This window comes from Ruegeria sp. YTSC199, from assembly GCF_059609725.1.
Map to the genome: position 1 here is coordinate 186,012 of NZ_JBXWMF010000006.1, position 24,850 is coordinate 210,861.

At 58.5% G+C, this 24,850-nt stretch carries 21 protein-coding genes; 13 read left to right on the forward strand and 8 right to left on the reverse strand.

Going from position 1 to position 24,850, the window contains the following annotated elements; translation table 11 throughout:
- Positions 1 to 56 precede the first annotated feature (56 nt).
- The 3 genes from hemA (at position 57) to ispG (ending at position 3,809) form a co-directional block, all read left to right on the forward strand.
- Positions 57 to 1,280 carry a 5-aminolevulinate synthase gene (hemA, locus tag AC2FEE_RS08040; protein WP_496864291.1) on the forward strand — a complete coding sequence of 408 codons (1,224 nt, stop codon included), beginning with the start codon at positions 57 to 59 and terminating at the stop codon, positions 1,278 to 1,280.
- Between the two features lie 128 nt (positions 1,281 to 1,408).
- Positions 1,409 to 2,617, forward strand: coding sequence for a helix-turn-helix domain-containing protein (locus AC2FEE_RS08045; protein WP_496864293.1), 1,209 nt, complete (start codon positions 1,409 to 1,411; stop codon positions 2,615 to 2,617).
- Positions 2,618 to 2,687: 70 nt separating this feature from the next.
- The gene (gene ispG / locus AC2FEE_RS08050; RefSeq protein WP_496864295.1) at positions 2,688 to 3,809 is read left to right on the forward strand and encodes a flavodoxin-dependent (E)-4-hydroxy-3-methylbut-2-enyl-diphosphate synthase; all 1,122 of its coding nucleotides are present in this window, start codon (positions 2,688 to 2,690) and stop codon (positions 3,807 to 3,809) included.
- Between the two features lie 157 nt (positions 3,810 to 3,966).
- Here the strand turns inward: ispG and AC2FEE_RS08055 are convergent, their stop codons facing one another.
- Positions 3,967 to 4,866, reverse strand: a complete 900-nt coding sequence (locus AC2FEE_RS08055) for an FkbM family methyltransferase (RefSeq protein WP_496864297.1) — start codon at positions 4,864 to 4,866, stop codon at positions 3,967 to 3,969.
- Between the two features lie 300 nt (positions 4,867 to 5,166).
- On the opposite strand from AC2FEE_RS08055, the gene AC2FEE_RS08060 reads away from it, so the two are divergent.
- Positions 5,167 to 5,937, forward strand: coding sequence for a hypothetical protein (locus AC2FEE_RS08060; protein ID WP_496864299.1), 771 nt, complete (start codon positions 5,167 to 5,169; stop codon positions 5,935 to 5,937).
- 35 nt (positions 5,938 to 5,972) lie between these two features.
- On the opposite strand, the gene AC2FEE_RS08065 is transcribed toward AC2FEE_RS08060, so the two are convergent.
- Both AC2FEE_RS08065 and AC2FEE_RS08070 read right to left on the reverse strand, forming a co-directional pair.
- Positions 5,973 to 6,731 carry a DsbA family protein gene (locus AC2FEE_RS08065; RefSeq protein WP_496864301.1) on the reverse strand — a complete coding sequence of 253 codons (759 nt, stop codon included), beginning with the start codon at positions 6,729 to 6,731 and terminating at the stop codon, positions 5,973 to 5,975.
- Complete coding sequence (locus AC2FEE_RS08070) at positions 6,728 to 8,110, reverse strand: M48 family metalloprotease (protein ID WP_496864303.1); 1,383 nt, start codon at positions 8,108 to 8,110, stop codon at positions 6,728 to 6,730. The genes AC2FEE_RS08065 and AC2FEE_RS08070 overlap by 4 nt, the downstream gene beginning before the upstream one ends.
- Here AC2FEE_RS08070 and AC2FEE_RS08075 point away from each other — a divergent pair.
- The 7 genes from AC2FEE_RS08075 to AC2FEE_RS08105 all read left to right on the forward strand — a co-directional run bounded on the left by AC2FEE_RS08075 (position 8,109) and on the right by AC2FEE_RS08105 (position 17,371).
- Positions 8,109 to 9,272, forward strand: coding sequence for a pyridoxal phosphate-dependent aminotransferase (locus AC2FEE_RS08075; RefSeq protein ID WP_496864305.1), 1,164 nt, complete (start codon positions 8,109 to 8,111; stop codon positions 9,270 to 9,272). The genes AC2FEE_RS08070 and AC2FEE_RS08075 overlap by 2 nt on opposite strands.
- Positions 9,273 to 9,338: 66 nt before the next feature.
- Complete coding sequence (locus AC2FEE_RS08080; protein WP_496864307.1) at positions 9,339 to 10,559, forward strand: N-acetylmuramoyl-L-alanine amidase; 1,221 nt, start codon at positions 9,339 to 9,341, stop codon at positions 10,557 to 10,559.
- 95 nt (positions 10,560 to 10,654) lie between these two features.
- On the forward strand, positions 10,655 to 13,141 hold the full coding sequence (locus AC2FEE_RS08085) for a penicillin-binding protein 1A (protein ID WP_496864309.1): 2,487 nt from the start codon (positions 10,655 to 10,657) through the stop codon (positions 13,139 to 13,141).
- Between the two features lie 90 nt (positions 13,142 to 13,231).
- On the forward strand, positions 13,232 to 14,359 hold the full coding sequence (prfB, locus tag AC2FEE_RS08090; RefSeq protein WP_496864311.1) for a peptide chain release factor 2: 1,128 nt from the start codon (positions 13,232 to 13,234) through the stop codon (positions 14,357 to 14,359).
- 24 nt (positions 14,360 to 14,383) lie between these two features.
- On the forward strand, positions 14,384 to 15,067 hold the full coding sequence (locus tag AC2FEE_RS08095; protein WP_496864313.1) for a M50 family metallopeptidase: 684 nt from the start codon (positions 14,384 to 14,386) through the stop codon (positions 15,065 to 15,067).
- Positions 15,068 to 15,163: 96 nt separating this feature from the next.
- Positions 15,164 to 16,558, forward strand: a complete 1,395-nt coding sequence (locus AC2FEE_RS08100) for an amidase (protein ID WP_496864315.1) — start codon at positions 15,164 to 15,166, stop codon at positions 16,556 to 16,558.
- A gap of 30 nt (positions 16,559 to 16,588) precedes the next feature.
- Complete coding sequence (locus AC2FEE_RS08105; RefSeq protein WP_496864317.1) at positions 16,589 to 17,371, forward strand: DUF2189 domain-containing protein; 783 nt, start codon at positions 16,589 to 16,591, stop codon at positions 17,369 to 17,371.
- 1 nt (position 17,372) lies between these two features.
- On the opposite strand, the gene AC2FEE_RS08110 is transcribed toward AC2FEE_RS08105, so the two are convergent.
- The 3 genes from AC2FEE_RS08110 to AC2FEE_RS08120 all read right to left on the reverse strand — a co-directional run bounded on the left by AC2FEE_RS08110 (position 17,373) and on the right by AC2FEE_RS08120 (position 20,781).
- Complete coding sequence (locus tag AC2FEE_RS08110; protein ID WP_496864319.1) at positions 17,373 to 18,125, reverse strand: helix-turn-helix domain-containing protein; 753 nt, start codon at positions 18,123 to 18,125, stop codon at positions 17,373 to 17,375.
- Between the two features lie 279 nt (positions 18,126 to 18,404).
- Positions 18,405 to 18,965, reverse strand: coding sequence for an acetolactate synthase small subunit (gene ilvN / locus AC2FEE_RS08115; protein WP_170349013.1), 561 nt, complete (start codon positions 18,963 to 18,965; stop codon positions 18,405 to 18,407).
- Between the two features lie 64 nt (positions 18,966 to 19,029).
- Positions 19,030 to 20,781 (reverse strand): acetolactate synthase 3 large subunit, encoded by a 1,752-nt coding sequence (locus AC2FEE_RS08120; protein ID WP_496864321.1) that lies wholly within the window; start codon positions 20,779 to 20,781, stop codon positions 19,030 to 19,032.
- Positions 20,782 to 21,204: 423 nt separating this feature from the next.
- Here AC2FEE_RS08120 and AC2FEE_RS08125 point away from each other — a divergent pair, with 423 nt between their 5' ends.
- Positions 21,205 to 22,050: a HalD/BesD family halogenase gene (locus AC2FEE_RS08125; protein WP_496864323.1), complete on the forward strand. Its 846-nt coding sequence runs from the start codon at positions 21,205 to 21,207 to the stop codon at positions 22,048 to 22,050.
- Positions 22,051 to 22,095: 45 nt separating this feature from the next.
- Positions 22,096 to 22,479 (forward strand): bleomycin resistance protein, encoded by a 384-nt coding sequence (locus AC2FEE_RS08130; RefSeq protein ID WP_496864325.1) that lies wholly within the window; start codon positions 22,096 to 22,098, stop codon positions 22,477 to 22,479.
- 81 nt (positions 22,480 to 22,560) lie between these two features.
- Here AC2FEE_RS08130 and AC2FEE_RS08135 read toward each other — a convergent pair whose 3' ends face one another.
- Both AC2FEE_RS08135 and AC2FEE_RS08140 read right to left on the reverse strand, forming a co-directional pair.
- Positions 22,561 to 23,199, reverse strand: coding sequence for a response regulator transcription factor (locus AC2FEE_RS08135; protein WP_496864327.1), 639 nt, complete (start codon positions 23,197 to 23,199; stop codon positions 22,561 to 22,563).
- Entirely contained in the window at positions 23,196 to 24,629 is a 1,434-nt protein-coding gene (locus AC2FEE_RS08140; RefSeq protein ID WP_496864329.1) for a cache domain-containing protein, read from the reverse strand. The genes AC2FEE_RS08135 and AC2FEE_RS08140 overlap by 4 nt, the downstream gene beginning before the upstream one ends.
- Between the last annotated feature and the right edge of the window lie 221 nt (positions 24,630 to 24,850).

The window sequence follows — 24,850 nt, forward strand, 5'->3', positions numbered from 1 at the left end:
GTCAGAAAGGACGTCTGGCCGGTGAAGGCATTGGTCGGGCACGTAAGGAGACACCGGTGGACTATACTGCTCAGCTCGATACAGCAATTGCCAGGCTGCATGATGAAGGACGTTACAGGACTTTCATCGATATCGAACGCCGGAATGGCCATTTCCCGCACGCGGTGCGGACGCGCCCGGACGGGTCGCAGCAAAACATCACCGTATGGTGCGGCAACGATTACCTGGGTATGGGACAAAACCCGATTGTACTGAACGCGATGCATGATGCTGTTGATGCGGCCGGTGCGGGTTCGGGCGGTACGCGCAATATCTCGGGCACCACGGTCTACCACAAACAGCTTGAGGCTGAACTGGCCGATCTGCACGGCAAAGAGGCCTCGCTGCTGTTCACCAGCGCCTATATCGCCAATGACGCGACGCTGAGCACGCTGCCGAAATTGTTCCCCGGCCTGATCATTTATTCCGACGCGCTGAATCATGCCTCGATGATCGAAGGCGTGCGCCGCAACGGTGGCGCCAAGCGCATCTTCCGTCACAATGACGTTGAGCATCTGCGTGAGCTGCTTGAGGCAGACGATCCCAAGGCGCCCAAGCTGATCGCGTTTGAGTCGGTTTACTCTATGGACGGCGATTTCGGTCCGATCGAAGAGATTTGCGATCTGGCAGATGAATTCGGTGCTCTGACTTACATCGACGAGGTTCATGCTGTTGGCATGTACGGCCCACGCGGTGGTGGCGTGACCGAGCGTGATGGTCTGGCGCACCGTATCGACATCATCAACGGTACGCTTGCAAAAGCCTATGGCGTGATGGGCGGCTATATCGCGGCCAGCGAAAAAATGTGTGATGCCGTGCGCTCTTATGCGCCGGGCTTCATCTTTACGACATCGCTGCCGCCGGCGGTCGCTGCAGGGGCGGCAGCCTCGGTTGCTCACCTCAAGATCTCGCCAGAACTGCGTGAACAGCACCAGACACAGGCGAAAATCCTCAAGCTGCGGCTCAAGGGTCTGGGCCTGCCGTTGATCGACCACGGCAGCCACATTGTTCCTGTGATCGTGGGTAACCCTGTGCATACCAAAATCCTCAGCGACCGGTTGCTGGATGACTTTGGTATTTATGTTCAGCCCATCAATTTCCCGACCGTACCCCGCGGAACCGAGCGTCTGCGGTTTACTCCGTCACCGGTTCATGGACCTGACGAAATGAACCGTCTGGTGCAAGCTATGGACGAACTTTGGTCACATTGTGCGCTAAATCGCGCCGAACTTGCCGGTTAACCTCACGCTAAAGTGTGCATCGTGTTTGCCGCGTGTTAAGCTTAGGCTAACAAAACTTGCGGACGAATCGTTAATGGGATGATTCGCCGTTGGCGCGAAACACGCGCAGGCAGAATGGGGCAGCAGGGATGATTGGGCGCAGATCTCAGCGCGATTCTGAAGGTGATACCGACGTCAGGCCAAAGGGCTATGACGATTACGAGGTACGGCTTGGCGACATGATGCGCGGCGAACGCGCCACCATGGGCAAGTCCCTTCTGGATGTGCAGCGGGAATTGCGGATCAAAGCCAACTACATCGCTGCCATCGAAGACTCCAACCCAGAGGCGTTTGACACACCCGGCTTCATCGCCGGGTATGTGCGTTCTTATGCCCGTTACCTGGGGATGAACCCGGATGAAACTTTCGCCGCCTTCTGCAAGGAGAGCGGGTTCGAGGTTGCGCATGGCATGTCTGCTGAGGCGTCGGTTGTCCGCAAACCTTCGGGTGGTCTGCCCGCGCGGGGGCCGATGGGGCGCGATCCCTTCATCTCACCCAACACGCCTTTCGTTCCGGGTAAGGAATCTCTTGTCAGTCAGATTGAACCGCGGGCGATTGGCTCTTCTCTGGTTCTGATCGCCGTTATCTGCGGCATTGGCTATGGCGGCTGGTCGGTGCTGAACAAGATCCAACAAGTACAGGTCAGCCCGGTTGAACAAGCCCCGGTGGTTCTGTCTGATCTCGATCCGTTGGATGCCGCTGGTACGGCCAATACCGAGGTTGCTGTTGCCGATACCCCCAGTGCCGAGGCGCTGGACCGTCTGTATCGCCCTCAGGCTTTGGACGTTCCGGTTCTGGTCGCCCGCGACGCGCCGATATCCACGCTTGATCCGCGCACGGTTGGCGCGTTCCAGCCGCAGGAACTGCCCAAGGTTGAAGTGGCCGAGGTTCATACTGTTGAACGCCCGGCCTTGCCTCAGGTGGTCGAACAGATAGACACAACGCTCAAGATCGTCGCGGTCAATCCTGCCTGGATGCGGGTTACCGCTGCTGATGGCAGTGTAATTTTCGAAGGCACCCTTGGAACAGTCGAACAGGGCAGTGTGTATGAAGTGCCTCTGACCGAAGAACCGCCGCTGCTGCGCGCGGGCGCGTCGGGGTCTGTGTTCTTCTCGATTAATGGCGAACATTTCGGTCCGGCCGGTGCGCCGGGGACCGTTGCCAAAGGCGTGGTCCTGTCCAAGGATGCCGTGGCTGAGACCTATGCCGTCGCGGATCTTCCGGCCGATCAGAACAGCACCATCACGCAGCTGGTAGCCGAGTTTAAGGCGCAGGACACCGAAGACACCGCCGAGTGATCTAGCCATTGCGATGCCCCGGTAGGCGGACTATTTACAAACCAACTCAGGCTGTCTTGGACCCGTCCTCATGTCGCTCAATCACGTTCGCCCGTGGCGCAATATTTATCGCCGCAAATCCCGTCAGATCATGGTCGGTGACGTTGTCATTGGGGGCGATGCCCCGATTGCGGTCCAGACGATGACCAACACGCTGACAACCGATGTGGCAGCGACCGTGGCGCAGGTGCAGGCAGCGGCTGAGGCGGGTGCGGATATCGTGCGGGTCTCGGTCCCGGATGAGGCATCGTCGAAAGCCTTGAAGGACATCGTGCGCGAAAGCCCTGTGCCGATCGTGGCCGACATCCATTTTCACTACAAACGCGGGATCGAGGCTGCCGAAGCCGGTGCCGCCTGTCTGCGGATCAACCCGGGCAATATCGGTGATGAGAAGCGCGTCAAAGAGGTGATCAAGGCCGCGCGCGACCATAGTTGCTCGATTCGTATTGGCGTGAACGCGGGTTCTCTGGAAAAGCACCTGCTTGAGAAATACGGTGAGCCGTGCCCCGAAGCGATGGTGGAAAGCGGGTTGGAGCATATCCGCATTCTGGAAGACAACGACTTTCACAACTTCAAGATCAGCGTGAAGGCCAGCGATGTGTTCCTGTCGGCTGCCGCTTATCAAGGCATTGCCGAGGCCACAGATGCGCCCATCCATCTGGGCATCACCGAGGCCGGAGGGCTGGTGTCAGGTACGATCAAATCGGCCATCGGTTTGGGCAACTTGCTGTGGATGGGGATCGGCGACACGATCCGCGTCAGCCTGTCCGCCGATCCGGTCGAAGAGGTCAAGGTCGGATTTGAAATCCTGAAGTCCCTGGGCCTGCGCCATCGCGGTGTGAACATCATCTCGTGCCCCTCCTGCGCGCGGCAGGGCTTCGACGTGATCAAGACGGTCGAGGCGCTTGAACAACGGCTTGAGCACATCAAGACGCCGATGAGCCTGTCCATCATCGGCTGTGTGGTGAACGGCCCGGGTGAGGCTCTGATGACCGATGTCGGCTTTACCGGCGGCGGGGCCGGGTCGGGCATGGTTTATCTGGCGGGTAAGGCGAGCCACAAGATGTCCAACGACCAGATGATCGATCACATTGTCGAAGAGGTCGAGAGAAAAGCGGCAGAGCTGGACGCGGCGCAGGAAGCGGCCGAATAGGCGCCTGGCGCGTCTGAGTGAACAGCATCGCTGCGAAATCTGCAGTGGATGTGCGACCCGTTTCACCCGCGGATCGCGCATCATTTCTTAGGCCCAAAGACTTCGCAACACCACTGAAACTGCAGCGCCCGCCCAAAGAGCGGGGCTGATTTCCTTGCTATTTGGCGGATGAGTGCTTTGCGTGCAGATCGAACCAGCCGATGATAACCGCAAACAGGTTGTCCGGTGCACTCTGCGATGCAAAGTTCAGGCCCTTTTGAACCTTGATTGCATCCTCATACGAAATCCAATCACCCGGAAGGTCTTCACCGAACAGACCGGATGCGCCGGATGCGAACTGGTGATCGGACACTTTCCCATGCTGCGAGTTTGCCGGGATGGATTGAAACTCCACATACTTTTGATTGGAAAACTTGAACTTGTCGTACCCATGCTCGTAGAGCGTCTGGAGCATCTCCGAGCTTCCGTTCTCAACCGAGATATAAGGCGGCAGGTTTTCCAGCGACATGAGCTGCGACAGGGCAACGCTGTCAAAGCCTTCGATGTCGATCTTGGCGTAGCGGATCTGTTTCGAAACGTCCCGAAGTTCGTTCGAAAGGTCAACCGCGGGAACAACGATCTTTTCGGACCCTTCCGCCCGGCTTCCGATCTCTTCGTCGACGGAACTCCAGGCCGTGTTGAATTTGTTCACAAAGAACGTGACCTCGTCCGTGCTGCCGTCGGTGACCGCGAAGTTTCTGATGTCGACGCCATCAACGCCCAGTTCTTCAAATTTTTCAGACACGGCGGCGCAAAGATCGGGAATGGCTTCAACGGCAATGACGTGGAATCCCCTTTTGCGATAGTAGAACGTATCCGTCCCGTCATTCATGCCGATATCGACGATGATGCCCTGATCCGCGGCGGGAAACGGTGTTTCAGCGACCGTTTCGGCTTGGGGTACTTTGCTCAGGGGCGCGGTCTTACGAGAGGTCTGGTTTTTTCCGCGAAGAGCACGGCCAGCCTCACGCACTTTGGCGGCTGCTCGGGACAAACCTGATTTTCTGTTATTGCTCATGCGTGCCTCTGGCTTTGGATCAAATACTTTGCTGGTTCAATGCCCGAGACCAAGGAAGCGATCAATACAAAAGTTATCAACTTGAACCTAGGCATGAGGCGGCGGTCGGAAAACGCGCTAATTATTGCTGAATTATGTACCTGTTGGGAATGTCTGAATCTCGGGACGAGCCGGCAGTGTGCTGGTCAAACTTGTGCCTCAATCGCCTTTCACAACACGTTATAGTTGATTGGAGTGTTTATGATTTCATTGAAACGTCGCCTTTACCGAGAAAGACGCAGGCTGATCGCCATTGCATTCATGTCGTTCATCGCAGGGCTTGTTCTGGACATGAATGACGACCGAATTCTGTTCGGCATCCCGTTTCAACTGGTATATGGTCTGGCTTTTGTAGCGATCCTAACGCCAGTATTGATGGTTATCGCGTTGGTGTTTCCGAATATCCGACACACCACGGAAGCCGTTGCTTTTTCACTTCCGTTTGTGTGTTGGACGAAGCTGTACGGCACCAGTTCCGGAGGTGCTGCGCTTCAGAACGTGATCACGGTCCTGTCGATCCTGTTCCTGTATCTGGTGTTCGCCGTTTACGCCGGTAGTTGGCTTGATCGGTATCTGCCTGCAACAAGAAGGACGTTTTCCAGCAAAGTGAAAACGGGGCTCAGCCCAAAGGAGCTGTGGCCTTTTTTGGTGGTCACGCCCGACACGGTTGACACATACGGCGGGCAAAACACGGTGTCGATGGCCTGGGTTGAACCCGGCGTCAGCTTTATAGAGACCGAGCAATTCGATGATCACTCCCGGATACAGGAAATGACGAGGATCGAGATCTGCGAACCTGACACGCGTTTTCGCGGCCGTTTCGAGTTGCTCAGTTCCAAGGCGGGCGCAAACGGCACCAGTGGGGTGCTTGAGAGAACGTTCAACAAAACATCAAATGGAACGCAACTGGTGTCCAGCCGCAACTATGACCTGTCGGCGCCGATCATGGGTTTTCGACTGTGGCTGGATGACAGCTTTGGGCGTCACGACGACGAATACGTTCTAAGAGCCGAACAGATGTCCGGGCTGTAAGAGGGGAAGGGGGCGGTCAGACCGCCCCAAATCCATCAGCTCTGATCCGCGCGCACACCATCGGCGATCTGCTGCATTTGTGCGGCGGGAAGAAAGCCGCGCAGCATTTCGGTACCCAGCACAAAGGACGGCGTGCCAGAGATATTCATCCGCTGCGCCAGAGCGCGGGTCTGTGCGATTTCCTCGGTCACCTCGTCGCTGTTCATTGCCGCGATGATCGCGTCACTGTCCAGCCCAAGGCCGTCTGAGATGCGGCGCAAGGTGACCTCGGTCGGTTCTCCGCTGAATTCGAGCAGCGCATCGTGGACCTGTTTATATGCATCGTCGCCAGCAACTTGTTTCGTGGCGACAGCAAAGCGCGAGGACATGACCGAAGCTTCGCCCAGAATCGGAAGCTCCTTGATCACCAGGCGGATATTGCCGTCTTCTGCCAGCAGGCTGGCTACTTCGGGCACGGCCCGGCGGCAGTATCCGCAACGATAGTCCATAAACTCGACAAGAGTGATGTCGCCGTCCGGATTGCCACCAACCCAGCTGTATCCGTCATTGAACAATTCGTCAGCATTGGCCTGAACCAGTTCCTTGTCTGCTGCGGCCTCGGCAACTGCGTTGCGCTGCTCGAGGATGTCGATCGCTTCAATAATCACCTCAGGGTTTTCCAGAAGGTACTCGCGCACCTGTTTGCCAAACTCGGCCTTTTCAGCCGCGCTGAGTGCATTCAGGTCCAGCGCCTGTGCCGGTCCGGTGATCATGGAAAGCCCCAGAAGGGCGGGTGCTGCATGTCTGAGGATCATTTCCGTTTCCTTTTCGCTTTCGTTGCGCGTTCCGATGCAATCAGCACATCCTGAGCCCGTTGCCAACCCGGTGACCCTTCGGGCAATTGCCTGACGGCGCGTTTTGCATGGATGCCCGCGTCGGCCATCCGGCCCTGCAAGGCATATCGTTCTGCGGTCACGGCCGAGGCCATGCCATTGTTCCCGACCTTCGCATATGCGACCCCAAGGTCCTGCATCAGACGGGCATTTCGGTAGTCTCTCTGCCTTGCTTTTTCAAGTATTTGCAGGGCGTTCTTCGTCTGGCCCTGCGCCAACATGGCCCGGCCGTAACCGGCAAGAATCAAGGCGTCGTACGGGGCCATTTCAACCGCGTCGCCGTAGGCAGCAACCGCCTCTTGTACCTGCCGGTTTTCCAACAGAATTTGGCCTTTGAGTTCGTAATAGAACGGATCGTTCGGGCGAATGGCCAGCGCTGCGTCTATCGCCGCGCGCGCCCTTGCCAGATCGCGGTTTTGGTGATGGGCTGCGGCCTCGCGCATCAGGCGGATATCCTCTGCGCTTTCTTCCTTTGCGCGTCGCAGGGTCCAGCCCGGCGACCGCAGGAACGCGGACAATTTGCCTTTGACGCGGGCGAACCAGTAATCGGCATTCGGGTTTGGCTGCGCCCTGTCCCTGAATTGTTCCATAAACGCCTCGGCGGCGCGCAGTCGTTCCCGGCTGGTTGGGTGAGACCGCATATAGGGGTCTTGGTTGACGGTGCTCAGCAATTCCTGACCCGCGAACTTGCGGTGCAGAGCCACCATGCCACTGGGCGAGATGCCAGCCCGTCTGAGATAGCTGGCGGCGCTCTGGTCGGCCGAGGATTCCTCGGCCCGTGTATGTCCCAGAAAGCTGCGCAACGCGGCGCTTTGGGTTCCTGCCGCAATGCCCGCCGCGGCCTCGCCACCGCCAGCGGCGGCCGCTATCAGCGCAAGCGCGGTGCCCAATCCTGCATTTCGCTGCGCCGCGCGCAGGTTTTCCACCCTTCGGGCCAGATGTCCATTGGCGATATGGGCGGCCTCGTGAGCGATGACGGCCTGCAGCATCTCGGGGCTTTCGACAGTCAGAATCAACCCGTAATTCACATAGATCGCGCCGTAGTCGATCACGAAGGCGTTGAACGTGCTGTCATTGACCACCAGGATCCGGACCCGGTTGGTGTTCAGTCCGGCCGCCCGCAGAACGGGAAAGGCCAGTTCACGTAGCCCGTGTTCGATATCTGGGTCCCGGATCAGGCTTTGCGCGGTCGATGGCACAGCACTTGTCAACCATGTCACTGCCACCAGTAACAGGGCCGGGATTGACGCCACCCTGGATAAGCGTTCAAAAGCCATGGCTGCAACATGGGAGATGGGCATGAGAAACTCAACCCGATCCGGGGTCGATCCCTTCATCGTGATGGATGTGATGGAGGCCGCGCGCAAGGCCGAAGAGGCCGGGTGCCACATCATCCATATGGAGGTCGGACAGCCCGGAACCGGCGCGCCCAAGGGGGCAACCGCCGCTTTGGCCAAGGCGATGGAACAAGTCCCGCTGGGCTATACGGTTGCACTGGGCTTGCCTGCGCTGCGGCAACGGATCGCACGGTTGTACGGCGAGTGGTACGATGTTGATCTGAACCCCGACCGCGTGGTGATCACGCCGGGGTCGTCGGGCGGGTTCTTGCTGACCTTTACGGCGCTGTTCGACAGCGGGGATCGTGTGGGAATCGGCGCGCCGGGTTATCCGTCTTACCGGCAGATTCTCAAGGCGTTGGGCCTGGTGCCGGTCGATCTGCCGACCGCGCCGCAAAACCGTCTGCAGCCGGTGCCCGCGGATTTCTCCGGGCTCGACCTGCAGGGTCTGATGGTGGCGTCGCCTGCCAACCCGACTGGAACGATGTTGGACCATGCAGCGATGGGTACGCTGATAGAGGCGGCGCAGGGGCAGGGAGCCTCGTTCATCAGCGATGAAATTTACCACGGTCTGGAATACGAGGCCAAAGCCGTCACTGCGTTGGAACTGACGAACGACTGTTATGTGATCAACTCATTCTCCAAGTATTTTTCGATGACCGGCTGGCGCGTGGGTTGGATGGTCGTGCCCGAAGATCAGGTGCGCGTGGTTGAGCGCATCGCCCAGAACATGTTCATCTGCGCTCCGCACGCCAGTCAGGTGGCCGCGCTGGCCGCGATGGATTGCGAAGATGAGTTGCAGGCCAATCTCGACGTCTACCGCCGCAACCGCAGGCTGATGCTGGACGGGTTGCCCAAGGCCGGATTCACGAATATCGCTCCACCGGATGGGGCCTTCTACGTCTACGCGGATGTTTCCAAGCTGACCGATGACAGCCGCGCCTTTGCGGCCGAAATTCTGGACAAGGCCGGGGTCGCCGTTACGCCGGGTCTGGATTTCGACCCGGCGCGCGGGCACCACACGCTGCGGTTTTCCTACGCGCGGTCGTCTGAGGATATCGAGGAAGGCCTGTTGCGGCTGCGTCGATTCATGGCCGAACGCGGTGCGATCACCGAGCAGGCCTAGGGCGTTCACAAAACCGCACGGGTCGGGTAGGCTGGCGGCCAAACGATCTCGGGAAAACTTGAGGCCATGAGCAGGATTCTCTACACCATCGCGCTGATCTGGGCGCTGATCGGTACTGCATATGCGCAGGACTTCAATGCGCTTGCGCGCGTGGTACCTGATCAAAGCCGCATCACCGATGACGGCCGCGCGGGCGTTCGGGTTGAGCTTGGGCTCAGTCAGGGGGTGCCGTACCGAGTCTTCACCCTGCGCGATCCCTACCGCATGGTGCTGGATTTTCAGGAGGTCGACTGGACCGGTTTGGACGCCGAAGCCTTCCTACAGACCGACCGGATCAGCGGCGTGCAGTTCGGGGCCTACGTTCCGGGCTGGTCGCGCATGGTGCTGGAGCTTGGTGCGCCGCTGGCAGTGGACACATCGGATCTGAGAGTGGATGAGGTTACAGGAACGGCGCATTTGTCGCTTGGCCTGAGAGGCACCGATTTCGACAGTTTTGCCGCCGGTGCCGGAGCTCCGCGTCAACCGGGCTGGGACCTGCCGGAACCTGCGGTGACACCGGCGAGACCCGGTCGCGACGGCTCGGGCCAGTTACTGGTGATGCTTGACCCCGGTCATGGCGGGATTGATCCGGGAGCCGAAGCCGGGGGAACGAATGAGAAAACCCTGATGCTGGTTTTCGCACGCGAACTGCGAGAAACGCTTTTGCGGGCAGGGGGTTATCAGGTGGTATTGACCCGAGTGGATGACCATTTCGTCAGTCTGGAACGCCGCATCGCGCTGGCGCATCGGGCGCAGGCAGATGTGTTTATTTCTCTGCACGCGGATATCCTTTTGGATGGGCGCGCGCATGGGGCTGCAGTGTACACGTTATCCGAGGAAGCCTCGGATGTTGCGAGCCAAAAGTTGGCCGAGCGCCATGATCGGAGCGACCTTATCTCGGGCGTTGATTTGAACGGCGCGGACGATCAGGTGACAGACATCCTGCTTGACATTGCACGGCAAGAAACAAAGCCGCGCACGGACGCTTTGGCGCTGTCGTTGGCTGATGGAATGGCGCAGCAGGGCGGGCCCATGAACAGCCGACCGATCCGCTCGGCGTCATTTTCGGTTCTTAAGGCCGCAGATATTCCGTCTGTGCTGATCGAGCTTGGATTTCTGTCCAGTCCCAGAGACTTGAAAAATATACAAAATCCCGAATGGCGCAAAGGTACGGCAATCGGTATCCTGAATGGGTTGGAGCAATGGCGGCAGGATGATCTGGTCAAACGGTCCCTGATTGGCCAGTGACCCTGCGGCACAAACCGGCTAATATTGGCCATCGTGTTTTGACCCTGCGCCGAGGCATCCCTATATAGACGGCAGCGCGAGTAAAAGGCAGCAACGTGATCCGTTTCATTCTTTCCGTTTTCGGGGCGATCTTCAGCCTCGTCACCTTGGGTATCTTCATGGCCGCGTTGGTAATCGGCGCGGTGTTCTGGATGTATGGCCGCGACCTGCCCAGCCATGAATCGCTGGCGCAGTACAAGCCGCCTACGATCAGCCGGATTTACTCGGGTGAAGGACAGTTGATCGACGAATTCGCGCAGGAACGCCGTCTGTTTACACCGTCCGAGGAGATACCCGATCTGGTGAAACAGGCATTCATCTCGGCCGAGGACAAGAACTTCTATAGTCATCAGGGCTATGACCCGCGCGGTATCATCGCCGCAGGGGTCGAGGCTGTGAAGTCCAAGGGGGAAAACGTTCGCGGTGCGTCCACGATTACCCAGCAGGTCATGAAGAACTTCCTGCTGTCCGGTGACCGCCGCGCCGAGCGCAAGATCAAAGAGATTATCCTCGCCACGCGGCTTGAGGATACGCTGGACAAGGAACAGATCCTCGAACTCTATATGAACGAGATTTTCCTGGGCCAAAACTCTTATGGCGTGACCGCCGCTGCACAGACATATTTCAACAAGACGTTGCAGGAACTGGCCCCGCATGAGGCCGCGACTCTGGCCGCGATGCCCAAGGCGCCTTCGGACTACCATCCGGTGCGGCAAAAAGAACGCCTGCAGAACCGCCGCAACTATGTTCTGCGGGAGATGCGTCAGAACGGCTATATCGATCAGGCGACCTATGACGCCGAGGTCGAGATGCCGCTGCGTTCGGTCCAGAATGGCGACTTCGAAAGCTTCCGCACCGCACTGCCGCCGCGCGATTACTTCACTGACGAAATCCGCCGCCAGTTGAGCGAGGATTTCGGCGAGGGTGAGTTCTTTACCGGCGGCTTCACCGTCCGCGCCTCGGTCGATGAGGAAATGCAGGTCGAGGCAGCCAAGGCCCTGCGTACGGCCTTGCAGAAATACGACCGTTCGCGTGGCAAATGGCGCGGCACGGGTGAGGTGATCCCCGAGGAAAAACTGGCCGATGAAACCCAGTGGCGTGACGCGCTGGCGATCATGGATATCCCGCGCGATGTGGTACTACCGACGCAATGGTACCCGGCGGTGGTTCTGAACGTGGCCGAACAGTCGCTGACCGTGGGCATCGAGGATGGACCGGCGGATGGTGTCATCCCGCGGTCGGACATCAAATGGATGCAGGGCGATTTCGTGGCCAACTTCAAGCGCGGCGACGTCATTCTGGTGATGGCGGAGGAAGAGGGGCAGTGGTCCGCCCGTCAGGTGCCCGAAGTGCAAGGCGGCTTTGTCGCGATGGACGTGAACTCGGGTCGTGTTTTGGCGATGCAGGGCGGATTTTCATATCAGGACTCGGTGTTTAACCGCGCTACACAGGCTCAGCGTCAGCCGGGGTCGAGCTTTAAGCCCTTCGTTTACGCCGCCGCGCTGGACAGCGGCTATAGCCCTGCGACCATCGTTGTGGACGCCCCGATCGAGGTGAATACACCGCAGGGTTTGTGGCGGCCCAAGAACTCGACAAACAAGTTTTACGGCCCGACGCCTCTGCGCACCGGGATCGAACAGTCGCGGAACCTGATGACCATCCGTCTGGCACAAGAGGTCACGATGCCGGTTGTTGCGGGATATGCGGAACGGTTCGGCGTGTATGACCGGATGGGCGCGTTTCTTGCCAACTCGTTGGGGTCGGAAGAGACGACGCTGTATAAGATGGTTGCCGCCTACGCGATGTTCGCAAATGGCGGAGAAAGGGTCGAACCCACTCTGGTCGACCGTATTCAGGACCGGTTCGGCAAGACGATCTATCGTCACGACGACCGCGAGTGTCTGGATTGCAACTCGGCCTGGCTGGAACCGGATGAATCCCCGACCATCGAGACCAACCGCTCTCAGGTCATGGACGCGATTACCGCCTATCAGCTGACCTCGATGATGAAGGGCGTGGTGGATCGCGGTACCGCATCCCGTGTCGTCAATTTGCCCGTGCCGACCGCGGGTAAGACCGGAACGACCAACGAATCCAAGGATGCGTGGTTCATCGGGTTTACCTCGAACATCGTGGCGGGCTGTTACATCGGTTATGATCGTCCGCGCCCGATGGGGCGGGGGGCCTACGGTGGCACCATGTGCGGCCCGGTGTTCCAGAGCTTTATGGAAACAGCGGTCGAGAAATACGGTGGCGGCCCGTTTGAAGTGCCCGAGGGTGGCCACTTCATCAAAATCGACCGCTTTAGCGGCGCACGCCTACCTGCGGATGCGACCGGCGACTATGTCGTGGCCGAGTATTTCCGCGATGGCGTCGATGGCTTTATCGACCGCGTCTATGACGGTGGTTTCGCCATGGGATCAGATCTGCCGCTGTTCGAGGAAGCCAGCTCGGGTCGTCAGGTCACCACGTCGACCGGTAACACCGTCACGGTTGGGCCCAATGCAAGCCAGGGCGATCTTTCAACTGGCGGCCTTTACTGACAACAGAAATGTTTAGGGTCTCCGCTGTCTTGTGGTGGCCTAAACCTCTTGCTATCACGCAGGCCTGATTGATCTAGTTGGAACAAGACCATGCGCGCCGAAACCCAGAATACTGTGACAGAAATCGAAAAGTCACTGGAGTTGCTGGCGCAGCGTATGGACTATGAAACCGCGCCTCATCGTCTTGAGGAGTTCAACGCGCGTGTCGAGGACCCCAACCTGTGGGACAACCCCGAAAACGCGCAGAAACTGATGCGCGAGCGTCAGTTACTGGTTGATGCCATCGAGACCTATGAATCTATCAAGACCGATCTCAGCGACAATATTGAGCTGATCGAACTGGGCGAGATGGAAGAGGACGAAGAGGTCGTCACCGACGCCGAGGAAGCCATCAAAAAACTGGGCGCTAAAGCCGCCAAGAAAGAGCTTGAGGCGCTGCTGGACGGCGAGGCGGATGGTAACGACACCTTCCTCGAGATCAACTCGGGTGCCGGTGGTACGGAAAGCTGTGACTGGGCCTCGATGCTGGCGCGGATGTATGTGCGTTGGGCTGAGAAGAAGGGCTATACGGTCGAGCTGCAATCTGAGACCTCAGGCGAAGAGGCGGGGATAAAATCCGCGGCCTACAAGATTTCCGGCCATAACGCCTATGGTTGGTTGAAATCCGAAAGCGGTGTGCACCGGCTGGTGCGTATTTCGCCCTATGACTCGGCGGCCAAGCGGCACACCTCGTTCAGCTCGGTCTGGGTCTATCCGGTGGTAGATGACAATATCGAGATCGAGGTGAACCCGTCCGATATTCGCATCGATACCTATCGTTCGTCCGGTGCGGGCGGTCAGCACGTGAACACTACGGACTCGGCGGTGCGGATCACGCACATTCCGACCGGGATTGTCGTGACCTCGTCTGAGAAATCGCAGCACCAGAACCGGGATATCGCGATGAAGGCGCTGAAATCTCGTTTGTATCAGCAAGAGCTGGACCGTCGCAATGCCGACATAAACGCGGCGCATGAGGCAAAGGGCGATGCAGGCTGGGGCAACCAGATCCGCTCTTACGTTTTACAGCCCTATCAAATGGTCAAGGATTTGCGCACTAACCATGAAACCTCGGACACCAAAGGGGTGCTGGACGGTGATCTGGATGGGTTCATGGCGGCAACGCTGGCGTTGAACGTGGCAGGCAAAAGCCGGTCCGAGGCGCAGGGCGAAGGCTAACTGCAAACCTGCGGGATACAAGTGATGAGCATGATCAAAGGCCACTGGCAACTGATCGTGATTGTCACGTTGGTGTTTGCGCTCTGGCATACTCCGGTCGTGCTTCCGCTGAAGATTCTTGTCGTTTTCCTGCACGAGCTTTCGCACGCTATCGTGGTTGTCGTAACTGGCGGATCGGTGGAAAGCTTCACCATTTCTCCGCGACAGGGTGGGCTTGTGATGGCCCGAGGTGGCAATCGCTTTCTGACCCTGTCGGCGGGCTATCTCGGATCATTGGCACTTGGCATGGGGCTCTTGTTCATTGCGCTGCGCACGCATTGGGACCGGGCCGTGCTGGGCGGTTTCGGCGGGGTCATGCTGTTGGTGACCCTACTTTATGTCCGCGAGCCATTTGCGATGCTGTTCTGTGGTGTTGTTGGTGTTGGGATGTGCGCCATGGGGTGGTATCTGAGTCGACCGCTATGTGATCTGTTTCTGCGGATCATCGGACTGACCAGCATGATCTATGTTCCCTATGATATTTTTGACGACACGATCCGCCGTTCTGGCATACGCTCGGACGCGTATATGTTGGCCGAGGAATTCGGCGGCACCACCATGCTGTGGGGTGGTGCGTGGCTTATTCTCAGCCTCTTGTCGATCCTTCTGTGTTTGAAATATTTCCTTGGGCCCGACAGCAACTTGAGGTTCGGCCAAAAGACCTGTTGATCGTCGGTGATCTTTGTCAAAAGATGTATTCAAACAGTGGGTTTAAATAGAGAAGTGCCCCGGCTAGGCTGATCCCCGAGGAGGCATGAGCCAGGGATGGATCTAAGCCAAACGACTGCAATTGACTTGTTGAACGCGATCGCCGCAGGGCGGTTGTCAGCAGTAGAAGTGATGCAGCAGACTTTAGCGCGGATCGACTCGGTCAACGGGTCGGCAAATGCCATTGTTGCCTTGCGCGATCCGGATGATTTGCTGGCCGAGGCACGTGCATTGGATACCGGGCCAAACCGGGGGCCTCTGCATGGGCTGCCGATTGCGGTCAAGGATCTGGTCAGTGTTGCGGGGATCGTGTCCTCTCAGGGTTCGCCCATTTTTAAAGATAATGTGCCGCAGAACGATGACCTGATTGCCGCGCGGATGCGGGCGGCGGGGGCGATACTGATTGGCAAAACCAATGTGCCGGAGTTCGGGCTGGGGTCTCATACCTTTAATCCGGTCTATGGGGCGACGCGCAACCCCTATAACTCGGCGCGGACCTGTGGTGGGTCGTCAGGCGGTGCGGCTGTTGCGCTGGCGACCGGGATGGTCGCCTTGGCGGACGGGTCCGACATGATGGGCAGTTTGCGTAATCCGGCCGCGTGGAACAATGTTTACGGGTTTCGGCCAAGCTGGGGGCGGGTGCCGTCCGAGCCTGTGGGCGACGGGTATCTGCATCAACTGTCCACGCTTGGCCCCATGGCGCGCAGCCCCGAGGATCTGGGCCTGTTGCTGGATGTGATCTCGGGGCCGGATTCGCGGCAACCTATTGGGAACAAAAGCCAAGCAGTGTCGCCGGTTCAGGCTGCCGATATGCACGGCATGCGGATCGGTTGGCTGGATGATTGGAGTGGGGCATATCCTTTTCAGGACGGCATTCGCGAGTTATGCCGGGACGCGCTGGATGTGTTTACGCAACTTGGGGTCGAGGTTGTTCCGATTGCTGCGCCTTTCGCGGTTGGCCGGATTTGGGACAGTTGGATCACGTTGCGTGCGTGGAGTGTCGCCGCCGGCCTTGCGGAGTTGACGGAACAACGGGCGGTGTTGAAAGACACCGCACAGTGGGAACTGGACCGGGGGCTGGCCCTGACTGCGATGCAAGTGCACGAGGCCAGCGTCACACGATCAGAGTGGTTCCGAAGTGCGGTAGACCTGTTTCAGAACTACGACGCGCTGATCCTGCCGTCAGCGCAGGTCTGGCCGTTCGAGATTGAAACGCCTTACCCGACGGATATCGCCGGGACAGAGATGGATACCTATCATCGTTGGATGGAGGTCATGGTGCCGGTCAGTCTTATCGGCTTGCCATGCCTTTCAGTGCCTGTCGGCTTCGGAGCCGAGGCAATGCCGATGGGGATGCAGGTCTTTGGCCCGCACGGATCGGACCCACGTATCCTGTCAATCGGTGCGGCCTATCACGCCGCAACCGGGTGGCCGCAAAAACGACCGGCTTGATTTCAGGGCCGGCAAGGGAGGAGAGACATAATGGACAAACCCTTCGGCGTTCCGGACATGGGGCCGGTGGACATGGGAATGCTGCGCGAAGCGCTGCGCAGGGCCTGGGTCGATTTCCGGCGCGCTCCGGTTTTTGGCTTGTTGTTTGCCGCTTTCTATGTGCTGGCGGGGTGGGCGATCGCCTGGGTTACGGTGCAGACGGGAACCTCGTACTGGCTGGTGCTTGCGGCGATCGGGTTTCCCCTTTTGGGGCCTTTCGCTGCGGTGGGGCTGTATGAGGTGTCGCATCGGCTGGAGCAAGGGGATCCTTTGGATCTCAGCGCTATTTTCGGCGTTGTCATGCAGCAAGGGCGGCGACAGTTGCCCTCGATCTGCGCGATCATCGTGGTGATGTTTTTGTTCTGGTTCTTTCTGGGCCACATGATTTTTGCCCTGTTCATGGGACTGTCGACGATGACCAATGTCTCGACGTCATTGGAAGTGTATTTCACCGCCAACGGGCTGACGATGCTGGCTGTGGGAACCGCAGTGGGTGCGGTGTTTGCGACGATCCTGTATATGATCACCGTGCTTTCGATACCGATGTTGCTGGACCGTGAACTGGATTTCGTGACCGCCATGATCGCCAGCTTTGCCTATGTACGGGACCATCTGGGTGTGATGCTGGTCTGGGCTGCATTCATCGCGATCCTGACCTTTGTGGCGATGATCCCGTGGTTTCTGGGCCTGTTGATCGTGTTGCCACTGTTGGGTCACGCAAGCTGGCATCTGTACCGGTTGATCACACAGTCGTCCGATCAGGGTGCGGGATGAATTAACCGGCGGCCTGGTGAACAGGTCTTTCCGAGCGGCGTGCGGTGCGCGCCGCCGCCAGTATCGCCGAGGGGTTTTCGCCCAGATGGCGCAGCAGAATCCGTCGGGTCGTTGTGGCGTTGGCAGTGGTTTTCGACAGGCAGATCGCAACGCCGCGCCACCGGTCCGAATATTCGCCCGACCCGCGCGTCACCAGATAGATCCGGCTGTTCTGCGATGCCCGGCTGGACATCAGGATATAGATCTGCCGCCCGGCGCAGGCGGCTATCCCCTGAACCTCGCGGTCGTTCGGGGCGGCTCCGGGCATTCCGGGACGCGGCTCGTATCCACGCACCAGCGTACATTGCGGCAGTCGGCGCGCGTGAAACAGCCTGTGCCGCGAAGGCTGCGTTTCGTCCAGCTCGGTTTCGGTGGCATAGTAAAACCCGGCCGGGAACAGGCTTTCGGTCAACGTCGCCGGACCAGAACCCAGAAAATCGGTCAAGGCCGAGGCAGCGGGGTGCTTTGGTGCGTGGTCAATCTCGTTCAGTGGCCGCAGCAGAATACGGGCGTCGACTTCGAAGAAACGGCAGATACGGTCCAGCACGTCGGGGCGGGGAAAGCTTTCGCCACCAAGGTATCTGTTGAATTGCGTGCGGTTGATCCCGAGTTGCCGACAGAGTTCGGATACCGACGTGTATTGTTGTGCAAGAAGCCTGAGGTTCGCACCGAACATACGGCGCAGCTCGTCCGGGTTTCGGATGGAATTGGTCATAGGCGCCTCAGGTTCTCGCGACTTGTTTCGATATACGCAACGTGATCGACCGACAGGGCGACACTACGTAGAAATCGTACAGATGACACGAACGGGCGCATCCCAACGCCACGTCTTAACCTGAGGCTAACGTTCAATGCCATAAACGCAATAGGCTTTATTTTGTTTTGCGTGATCTTTTGGGCTTTATTGTACCAGGCATGGTCACGGTGGCCAAATTCGATGGGCGACGGAATTTCCCCCACCCTTACCGGACGCGCCGAAAGGGTGGGGCAAAACTCACTCGCCGCGCAGCAGGGCCGCGACGCCGGTACGGGCAACTTCGACCAGGCCCAGCGGGCGCATCAGATCGGCAAATGCGTCGATCTTGTCCGGTGCACCGGTGATTTCAAAGATGAAGGAGTTCAGCGTGCTATCGACCACGTTGGCGCGGAAGATATCGGCCAGTCGCAGCGCTTCGACCCTCTTGTCGCCAGCACCGACCACCTTGATGATTGCCAGTTCACGCTCGACCGCGTCTCCTTCGACGGTCAGGTCATGAACGTCGTGAACCGTCACGATACGGCCCAACTGCGCCTTGATCTGTTCGATCACCTGCGGCGTGCCGGTGGTGACGATGGTGATGCGGCTGAGATGCCCGGTGTGGTCGACCTCAGCCACTGTCAGGCTTTCGATATTGTAACCTCGACCCGAGAACAGCCCGATCACGCGGGCTAGAACGCCGGGTTCGTTTTCGACCAGAACCGCAATCGTGTGGCGTTCCTGAACGTCCGAGAAGGTGGGCCGTAGGTTATAGGCCGAGTGGCGAGTGGAGCCTTTTTTGATATGTAGGGCAGACATTTACGTCCCTTTCATCATCCGTGTGGTGTCGGGCGCGCAGGGCGCCCGACGAAATTCGTCGACTTTAAACCAGAACCGAACCCTTGGAATCGATCACGCCTTGCGTTTCGGCCTCGCCCAGCAGCATTTCGTTATGTGCTTTGCCCGACGGGATCATGGGGAAGCAATTCTCGTGCTTTTCAACCAGACAGTCAAAGATCACCGGACCGTCATAGTTGAGCATCTCCATGATCGCGTCATCCAGATCGGCGGGATCGGAACACAGGATGCCTTTGGCGCCAAACGCGTCGGCGAGCTTGACGAAATCGGGCAGGGCTTCGGACCACGATTGCGAGTACCGCTCGCCATGCAACAGCTCCTGCCACTGGCGGACCATGCCCAGACGTTCGTTGTTCAGAATGAACTGTTTCACCGGCAGGCGGTACTGAACCGCGGTGCCCATTTCCTGCATGTTCATCAGCCACGAGGCTTCACCGGCCACGTTGATCACCAGAGCTTCAGGATGCGCCATCTGCACGCCAACAGAGGCAGGGAAGCCATAGCCCATCGTGCCCAGGCCGCCCGACGTCATCCAGCGGTTGGGATCTTCGAACCCGAGATATTGCGCCGCCCACATCTGGTGCTGACCAACCTCTGTGGTGATGTAACGGTCGTGGTTTTTGGTCAGCTCTTCAAGACGTTGCAGCGCGTATTGTGGCTTGATAGTCTTTTCGCTGTTGGTGTAGGCGAGGCAGTTGACCTTACGCCAGTCGCTGATCTGCGCTTGCCACTGCTTGACGGCGGCCGCATCGGTCTTGCGACCGCGCGCCTTCCAGACCTTGAGGACGTCTTCGAGTACATGGCCCACATCACCTACAATCGGGATATCGACGCGGATGACCTTGTTGATCGACGACGGGTCGATGTCGATATGCGCCTTCTTCGAATTCGGTGAGAACGCATCGATTCTACCAGTGATCCGGTCATCGAACCGCGCGCCGATATTGATCATCAGGTCGCAGTCATGCATCGCGAGGTTGGCTTCGTACAACCCGTGCATCCCCAGCATGCCCAGCCAGTTCTCACCCGATGCCGGATAGGCGCCCAGACCCATCAGGGTCGAGGTGATCGGGAATCCGGTTGCGTCCACCAGTTCACGCAGCAACTGGCTGGCCGCCGGTCCCGAGTTGATGACACCGCCGCCGGTGTAGAAGACGGGTTTCTTTGCCGTCTCCATGGCTGCGACCAGTTCGGTGATCTCTTCCAGATCGCCTTTCAGAACCGGCTGATAGTGCGAGGTCGAGGGTTTGGGCGGCGAGTATTCGCCCGAGGCAAACTGCACGTCCTTGGGAACGTCGATCAGCACCGGACCGGGGCGGCCCGAGGTGGCAACGTGGAACGCCTCGTGAATGGTATCGGCCAGCGAGTCCGTGTCCTTCACCAACCAGTTATGTTTAGTGCAGGGGCGGGTGATGCCAACGGTGTCAGCTTCCTGAAAGGCGTCAGAGCCGATCATGAAGGTCGGGACCTGTCCGGTCAGAACGACGATTGGGATCGAATCCAGCAATGCATCCGTCAGACCCGTCACCGCATTGGTCGCGCCGGGGCCGGATGTCACCAGTGCAACGCCGGGTTTGCCGGTCGATCGCGCATAGCCTTCGGCGGCGTGAATCGCGCCCTGTTCATGCCGCACCAGAATGTGACGGATGTCGTTCTGCAGAAAAATCTCATCATAGATCGGTAGCACGGCGCCGCCGGGGTATCCGAATACCGTGTCCACGCCCTGATCCTTGAGGGCCTGAACTACCATCTTTGCGCCGGTCATCTCACGTGTCATCTGCTTTGCTCCGTTCGCGACATGTGTCTTGCGTTTCGCATAAAAAAAGCCCCCGAGATTTTCGGAGGCGCATGGGTTCGATTATGGTTTGCCGTTACCGGCCCATGCGCGTGGTTCCTACGATTACGACTAGCGCTTTCATCGCCAGAGGCTCCTTTTTTGCGTGCAGGGACATTATGAGCGGTGCGACGGGGCGTCAACAGGCAATTGCACCAATTTTGTAACCTGATGGGTGGATTTTGCGACATTTTATTGCGCAGATTGACGCAGGTTGGGAATATCCGCCAATTGGGACCTGCGGGGAGGGTGAGAATCTGAAATTGGACTTGTCAGATTACGTCAAGGCAATGTCTTAAACTGACATGAGACCCTCCAGTGCCTGAGGCACCCTGATCTTAAAGAGTGCAATCAGGGAGGCGGGTTATGCTGGCGGATTTGGTGGATCTTGGTCGATATCCCATCGATTGCCCGGGCTCACGCGCCTATGATCAGTTGATTTCGGATCTGCGGCGGGATCTGGAGGAGGACGGGTGCGCGGTTTTGCCGGGGTTTGTCCATGAGGCGGGGCTTGAAGCGCTGGTCAAAGAGGCGGTCGGTGTCGCGCCCCGGGCGCACCGGTCTTTCAACAGGACAAACGCCTATTTCACAAAGGATGATCCAAGCTTTGGGATCGGCCACCCGATACGCCGTTTCTTCGACCGCTCGAACGCGTTTGTTCCGGCGGATAACTTTCCCCAAACCGGTCCATTGCGTCGCATTTATGAGTTCGAGGGCTTCATGCCGTTTATACGTGACGCTCTGAATGAAACTGACGACCGGTTCTTTCGCTATGACGATCCACTGGCCGATGTGATCATCAACGTGGTGGAAGAGGGGCAGGGGTTCCCGTGGCATTTCGATACCAACAACTACACCGTCACTTTGGCCATTCAGAACGGTGAGGCCGGGGGAGCATTTGAGTATGTCCCGAATCTGAGAACCGCTGTGAAAGAGAATTTCAAAGAAGTGGTGTCCATACTGGACGGGGATATGTCGAGAGTGCGTGAGCTAGAACTGCAGCCGGGTGATCTGCAAATCTTCAAGGGGCGGTATGCGTTGCACCGGGTGGCTCCGGTAGAGGGCGCGCGCAGTCGCTATGTCGGGATATTCTCGTTTGTCGAGGCCGAGGGGATGTGCGGCAGTGTTGAACGCACGCAGCAACTCTATGGGCGGGTTTTGCCGCGTCATCATGAACGAGAAGGGCTGAGAAAGGATCAGTTGCTGGACTAAGATGTGCTAAGCTGAGACCGTGTTTTTCAGCGGCGGGAGGGTCTAGTGCCAGAGATATTGCAGCTAACGCCTTTTGTTCTGTGTTCATCCTTGCAGAAGCAGATTTTATTCTATTGCGACCGTTTGGGGTTTTCCTGCGGTTTCCGGCAGGGCAATTACGCGTTCCTGTCTTTGGGCTCTGTAGCCATCCGGTTGCTGGAATGCCCGCCGCGCGACGATGGCCTGCCGCTAGGGGATGATCAGTCGTTTTACATTGACGTGGACGGGATCGACGAACTGTACGAGAACCTAAGTAAGCGATTGGCAGACCTGCCCAAGGGACGGGTGCGCCCACCTTTTGATCAGCCCTATCAGCAACGCGAGTTTCATGTCATCGACGAGGATGGCACGCTGGTGTTTTTTGGTCAGGACATCCGCCCGAGAGGTTAGGCGCTCCCGCCCTCTGTCAAAGCGCCTGCGGCGCATCTCCGCAGGTTGGGCCGGGCAGCGCGTGCCGCGCTGCGGGTGCGCTTAGAAGCCTGGGCTGGTGCCTTGCAGTACCCCATGTTCAAGAGCGTAGCGGGTCAGGCCGGCGGTGGAGGAAATCCCCAGCTTGCGTTTGATGTTCTTGCGGTGGGTTTCAACCGTGCGCACCGAGATTTCCAGTGCCAGGGCGACCTCTTTGTTGGATTTGCCCTGTGCCAGTTCCAGCAGGATCGTCTGTTCGCGCCCCGTCAGCGCTTCGCGTGTGCTGTCTTGCTTGGGTTCCAGTGATCCACTTGCCCCGGTGCAAAGGTATTGCTCGCCGCGCATCACAGCATCGATGGCCTGTTTGATCTCGTCTGTTGGGACGTCTTTCAGCACGTAGCCTTTGGCACCGTGGCTGAGCGCGGTCGAGATATACTCCGGGCTGTCATGCATCGACAGGATCAGGATTCGGGTGTCGGGCAGGCGCTCGAGGATCATTTCGGTTGCGCTGAGACCGCCCAGACCGGGCATGTTAAGGTCCATCAGGATGACATCAGGGGAAAGGTCTGTAGCCTGGTCAACCGCGTCCTGACCAGTGCCGAGTGTGCCGACCACTGCGATTTCCGGATAGCTTTCGAGGATCGACTGGATCCCTTCGGCCACCATCGGGTGATCGTCTACAATGAGAACTCGGATAGTCATGTGCCGGCCTTTCGGTTCGGAGATGAATCTTCCCGCGGCGGGAGCAGGTGGCTGAGCGGCAGGCTGGCCTCGATAACGGTGCCGCCACGCGGACCGCGTGATGACAGAATGCGTAGGGAGCCGTCAAGCTGTTCGATACGTTCCTGCATGTTGCGCAATCCGATCCCGGTGCTGGTCTGGCCCTGTCCGTTGGGCAAACCCCGACCGTTGTCGGTGATGCGCATCGTGGCGCCTTTTTTGTGGCCGCGCAGGTCGATATTAACACGGGTCGCGCCAGAGTGGCGTTCAATGTTCGTGAGGGCCTCTTGCGCGATGCGGTACAGGGCGATCTTGCTGTCCTGATCCAGACGGTTTCGGAATACCACGGTCGTGAACTCGGTCTCGATCCCGGTGCGTTCTCGGAAATCGTCGGTCAGCGTTTTAAGGGCGGGGCCGAGGCCCAGATCGTCCAGGACGCCGGGGCGCAGATCGCGGCTGATGCGGCGGACCTCGGTGATTGCGGTGCCGAGGTGGTCGATGCCTTTGTCCAAGGGCGCGCGGGCGCCATCATCGTCTCCGCGATCCAGCCGTCGCCTTGTGTTGTCCAGCGCGTAACGAACCCCGACAAGAATTTGGCTGATCCCGTCGTGCAATTCGCGCGCCACGCGGCCGCGCTCTTCCTCTTGCGCGTCAAAAACCCGCTGAGTCAGTTCCTTGAGCTTGGCATCCGCCAGCCGTCGTTCGCGTACATTCAGCAACATGCCCGAGGCAAAGACAATCAGCACGGCGGCCAGAACGATACCCCCAATATACATGAAGGTGCGTTGTACGCGGGCCTCGACCTCGGCCCGGGCATTGGCGACGGTCGCCACGATATCGTCGATGAAGACGCCGGTGCCGACAGCCCATTGCCAATCCTGCAGACCGACGACGTAGGCGATCATCTGCGCTTCTTCCCCGGTCGAAGGCTTTTGCCACATGAAACTGTGCCAGCCGCCGCCCTGACGGGCGAGGCTGATGAATTCGTCCACGATGGGTGTACCGTCGCTATCGGTCAGACCTTCCCAGTTGCGATTGATGAATTCGGTCTGGCGCGGACTGACGAGGTTTTTGCCGTCATAGTCATAGACGAAAAAGAACCCGTCTTTCCCGTAGATCATTGCGGACAGGATCTGCGTTACCAGGTTCTTTGCAATCGCGTCATCTGGGGAAGCGCGCCCGTAAATATAAGCGAACCCATTCCGCGCCTGTGTGACGTAGTTCCGAAGCTCTTCTTTTTTCGCTTCGATCAACCTGCGTTCCAGCGCCTGAATCTCACGCTCGGCTGTTGCGCGGGATTCGTATGCCACCAGCAGTGCAATGGCGGCAACCGCTACAACCAACGGAATGGCCGCGACCAGCGATAGTTTCTGGCCGTAGGTCAGCGAAATCAGATTTCGGAATCCCCTCATGGTCGAATCGATACGCAAGCGCGCAGGAAAATGCAAAATTTTTGGCCACACGCGCTTTAGATTGGCCAAAAATTTTAGAAATTCTTGGTAATTCAGGCGTTTTCAGTCGCTGGAGCCCGAAAAACCCGACCGTCTACGCAGTAATAGGTATTCACATTCAGAACCTGCCCCTTAGTCTGACGCGCACTGACAACGACCGCGCCCGGATTTTGTCCGGGTTT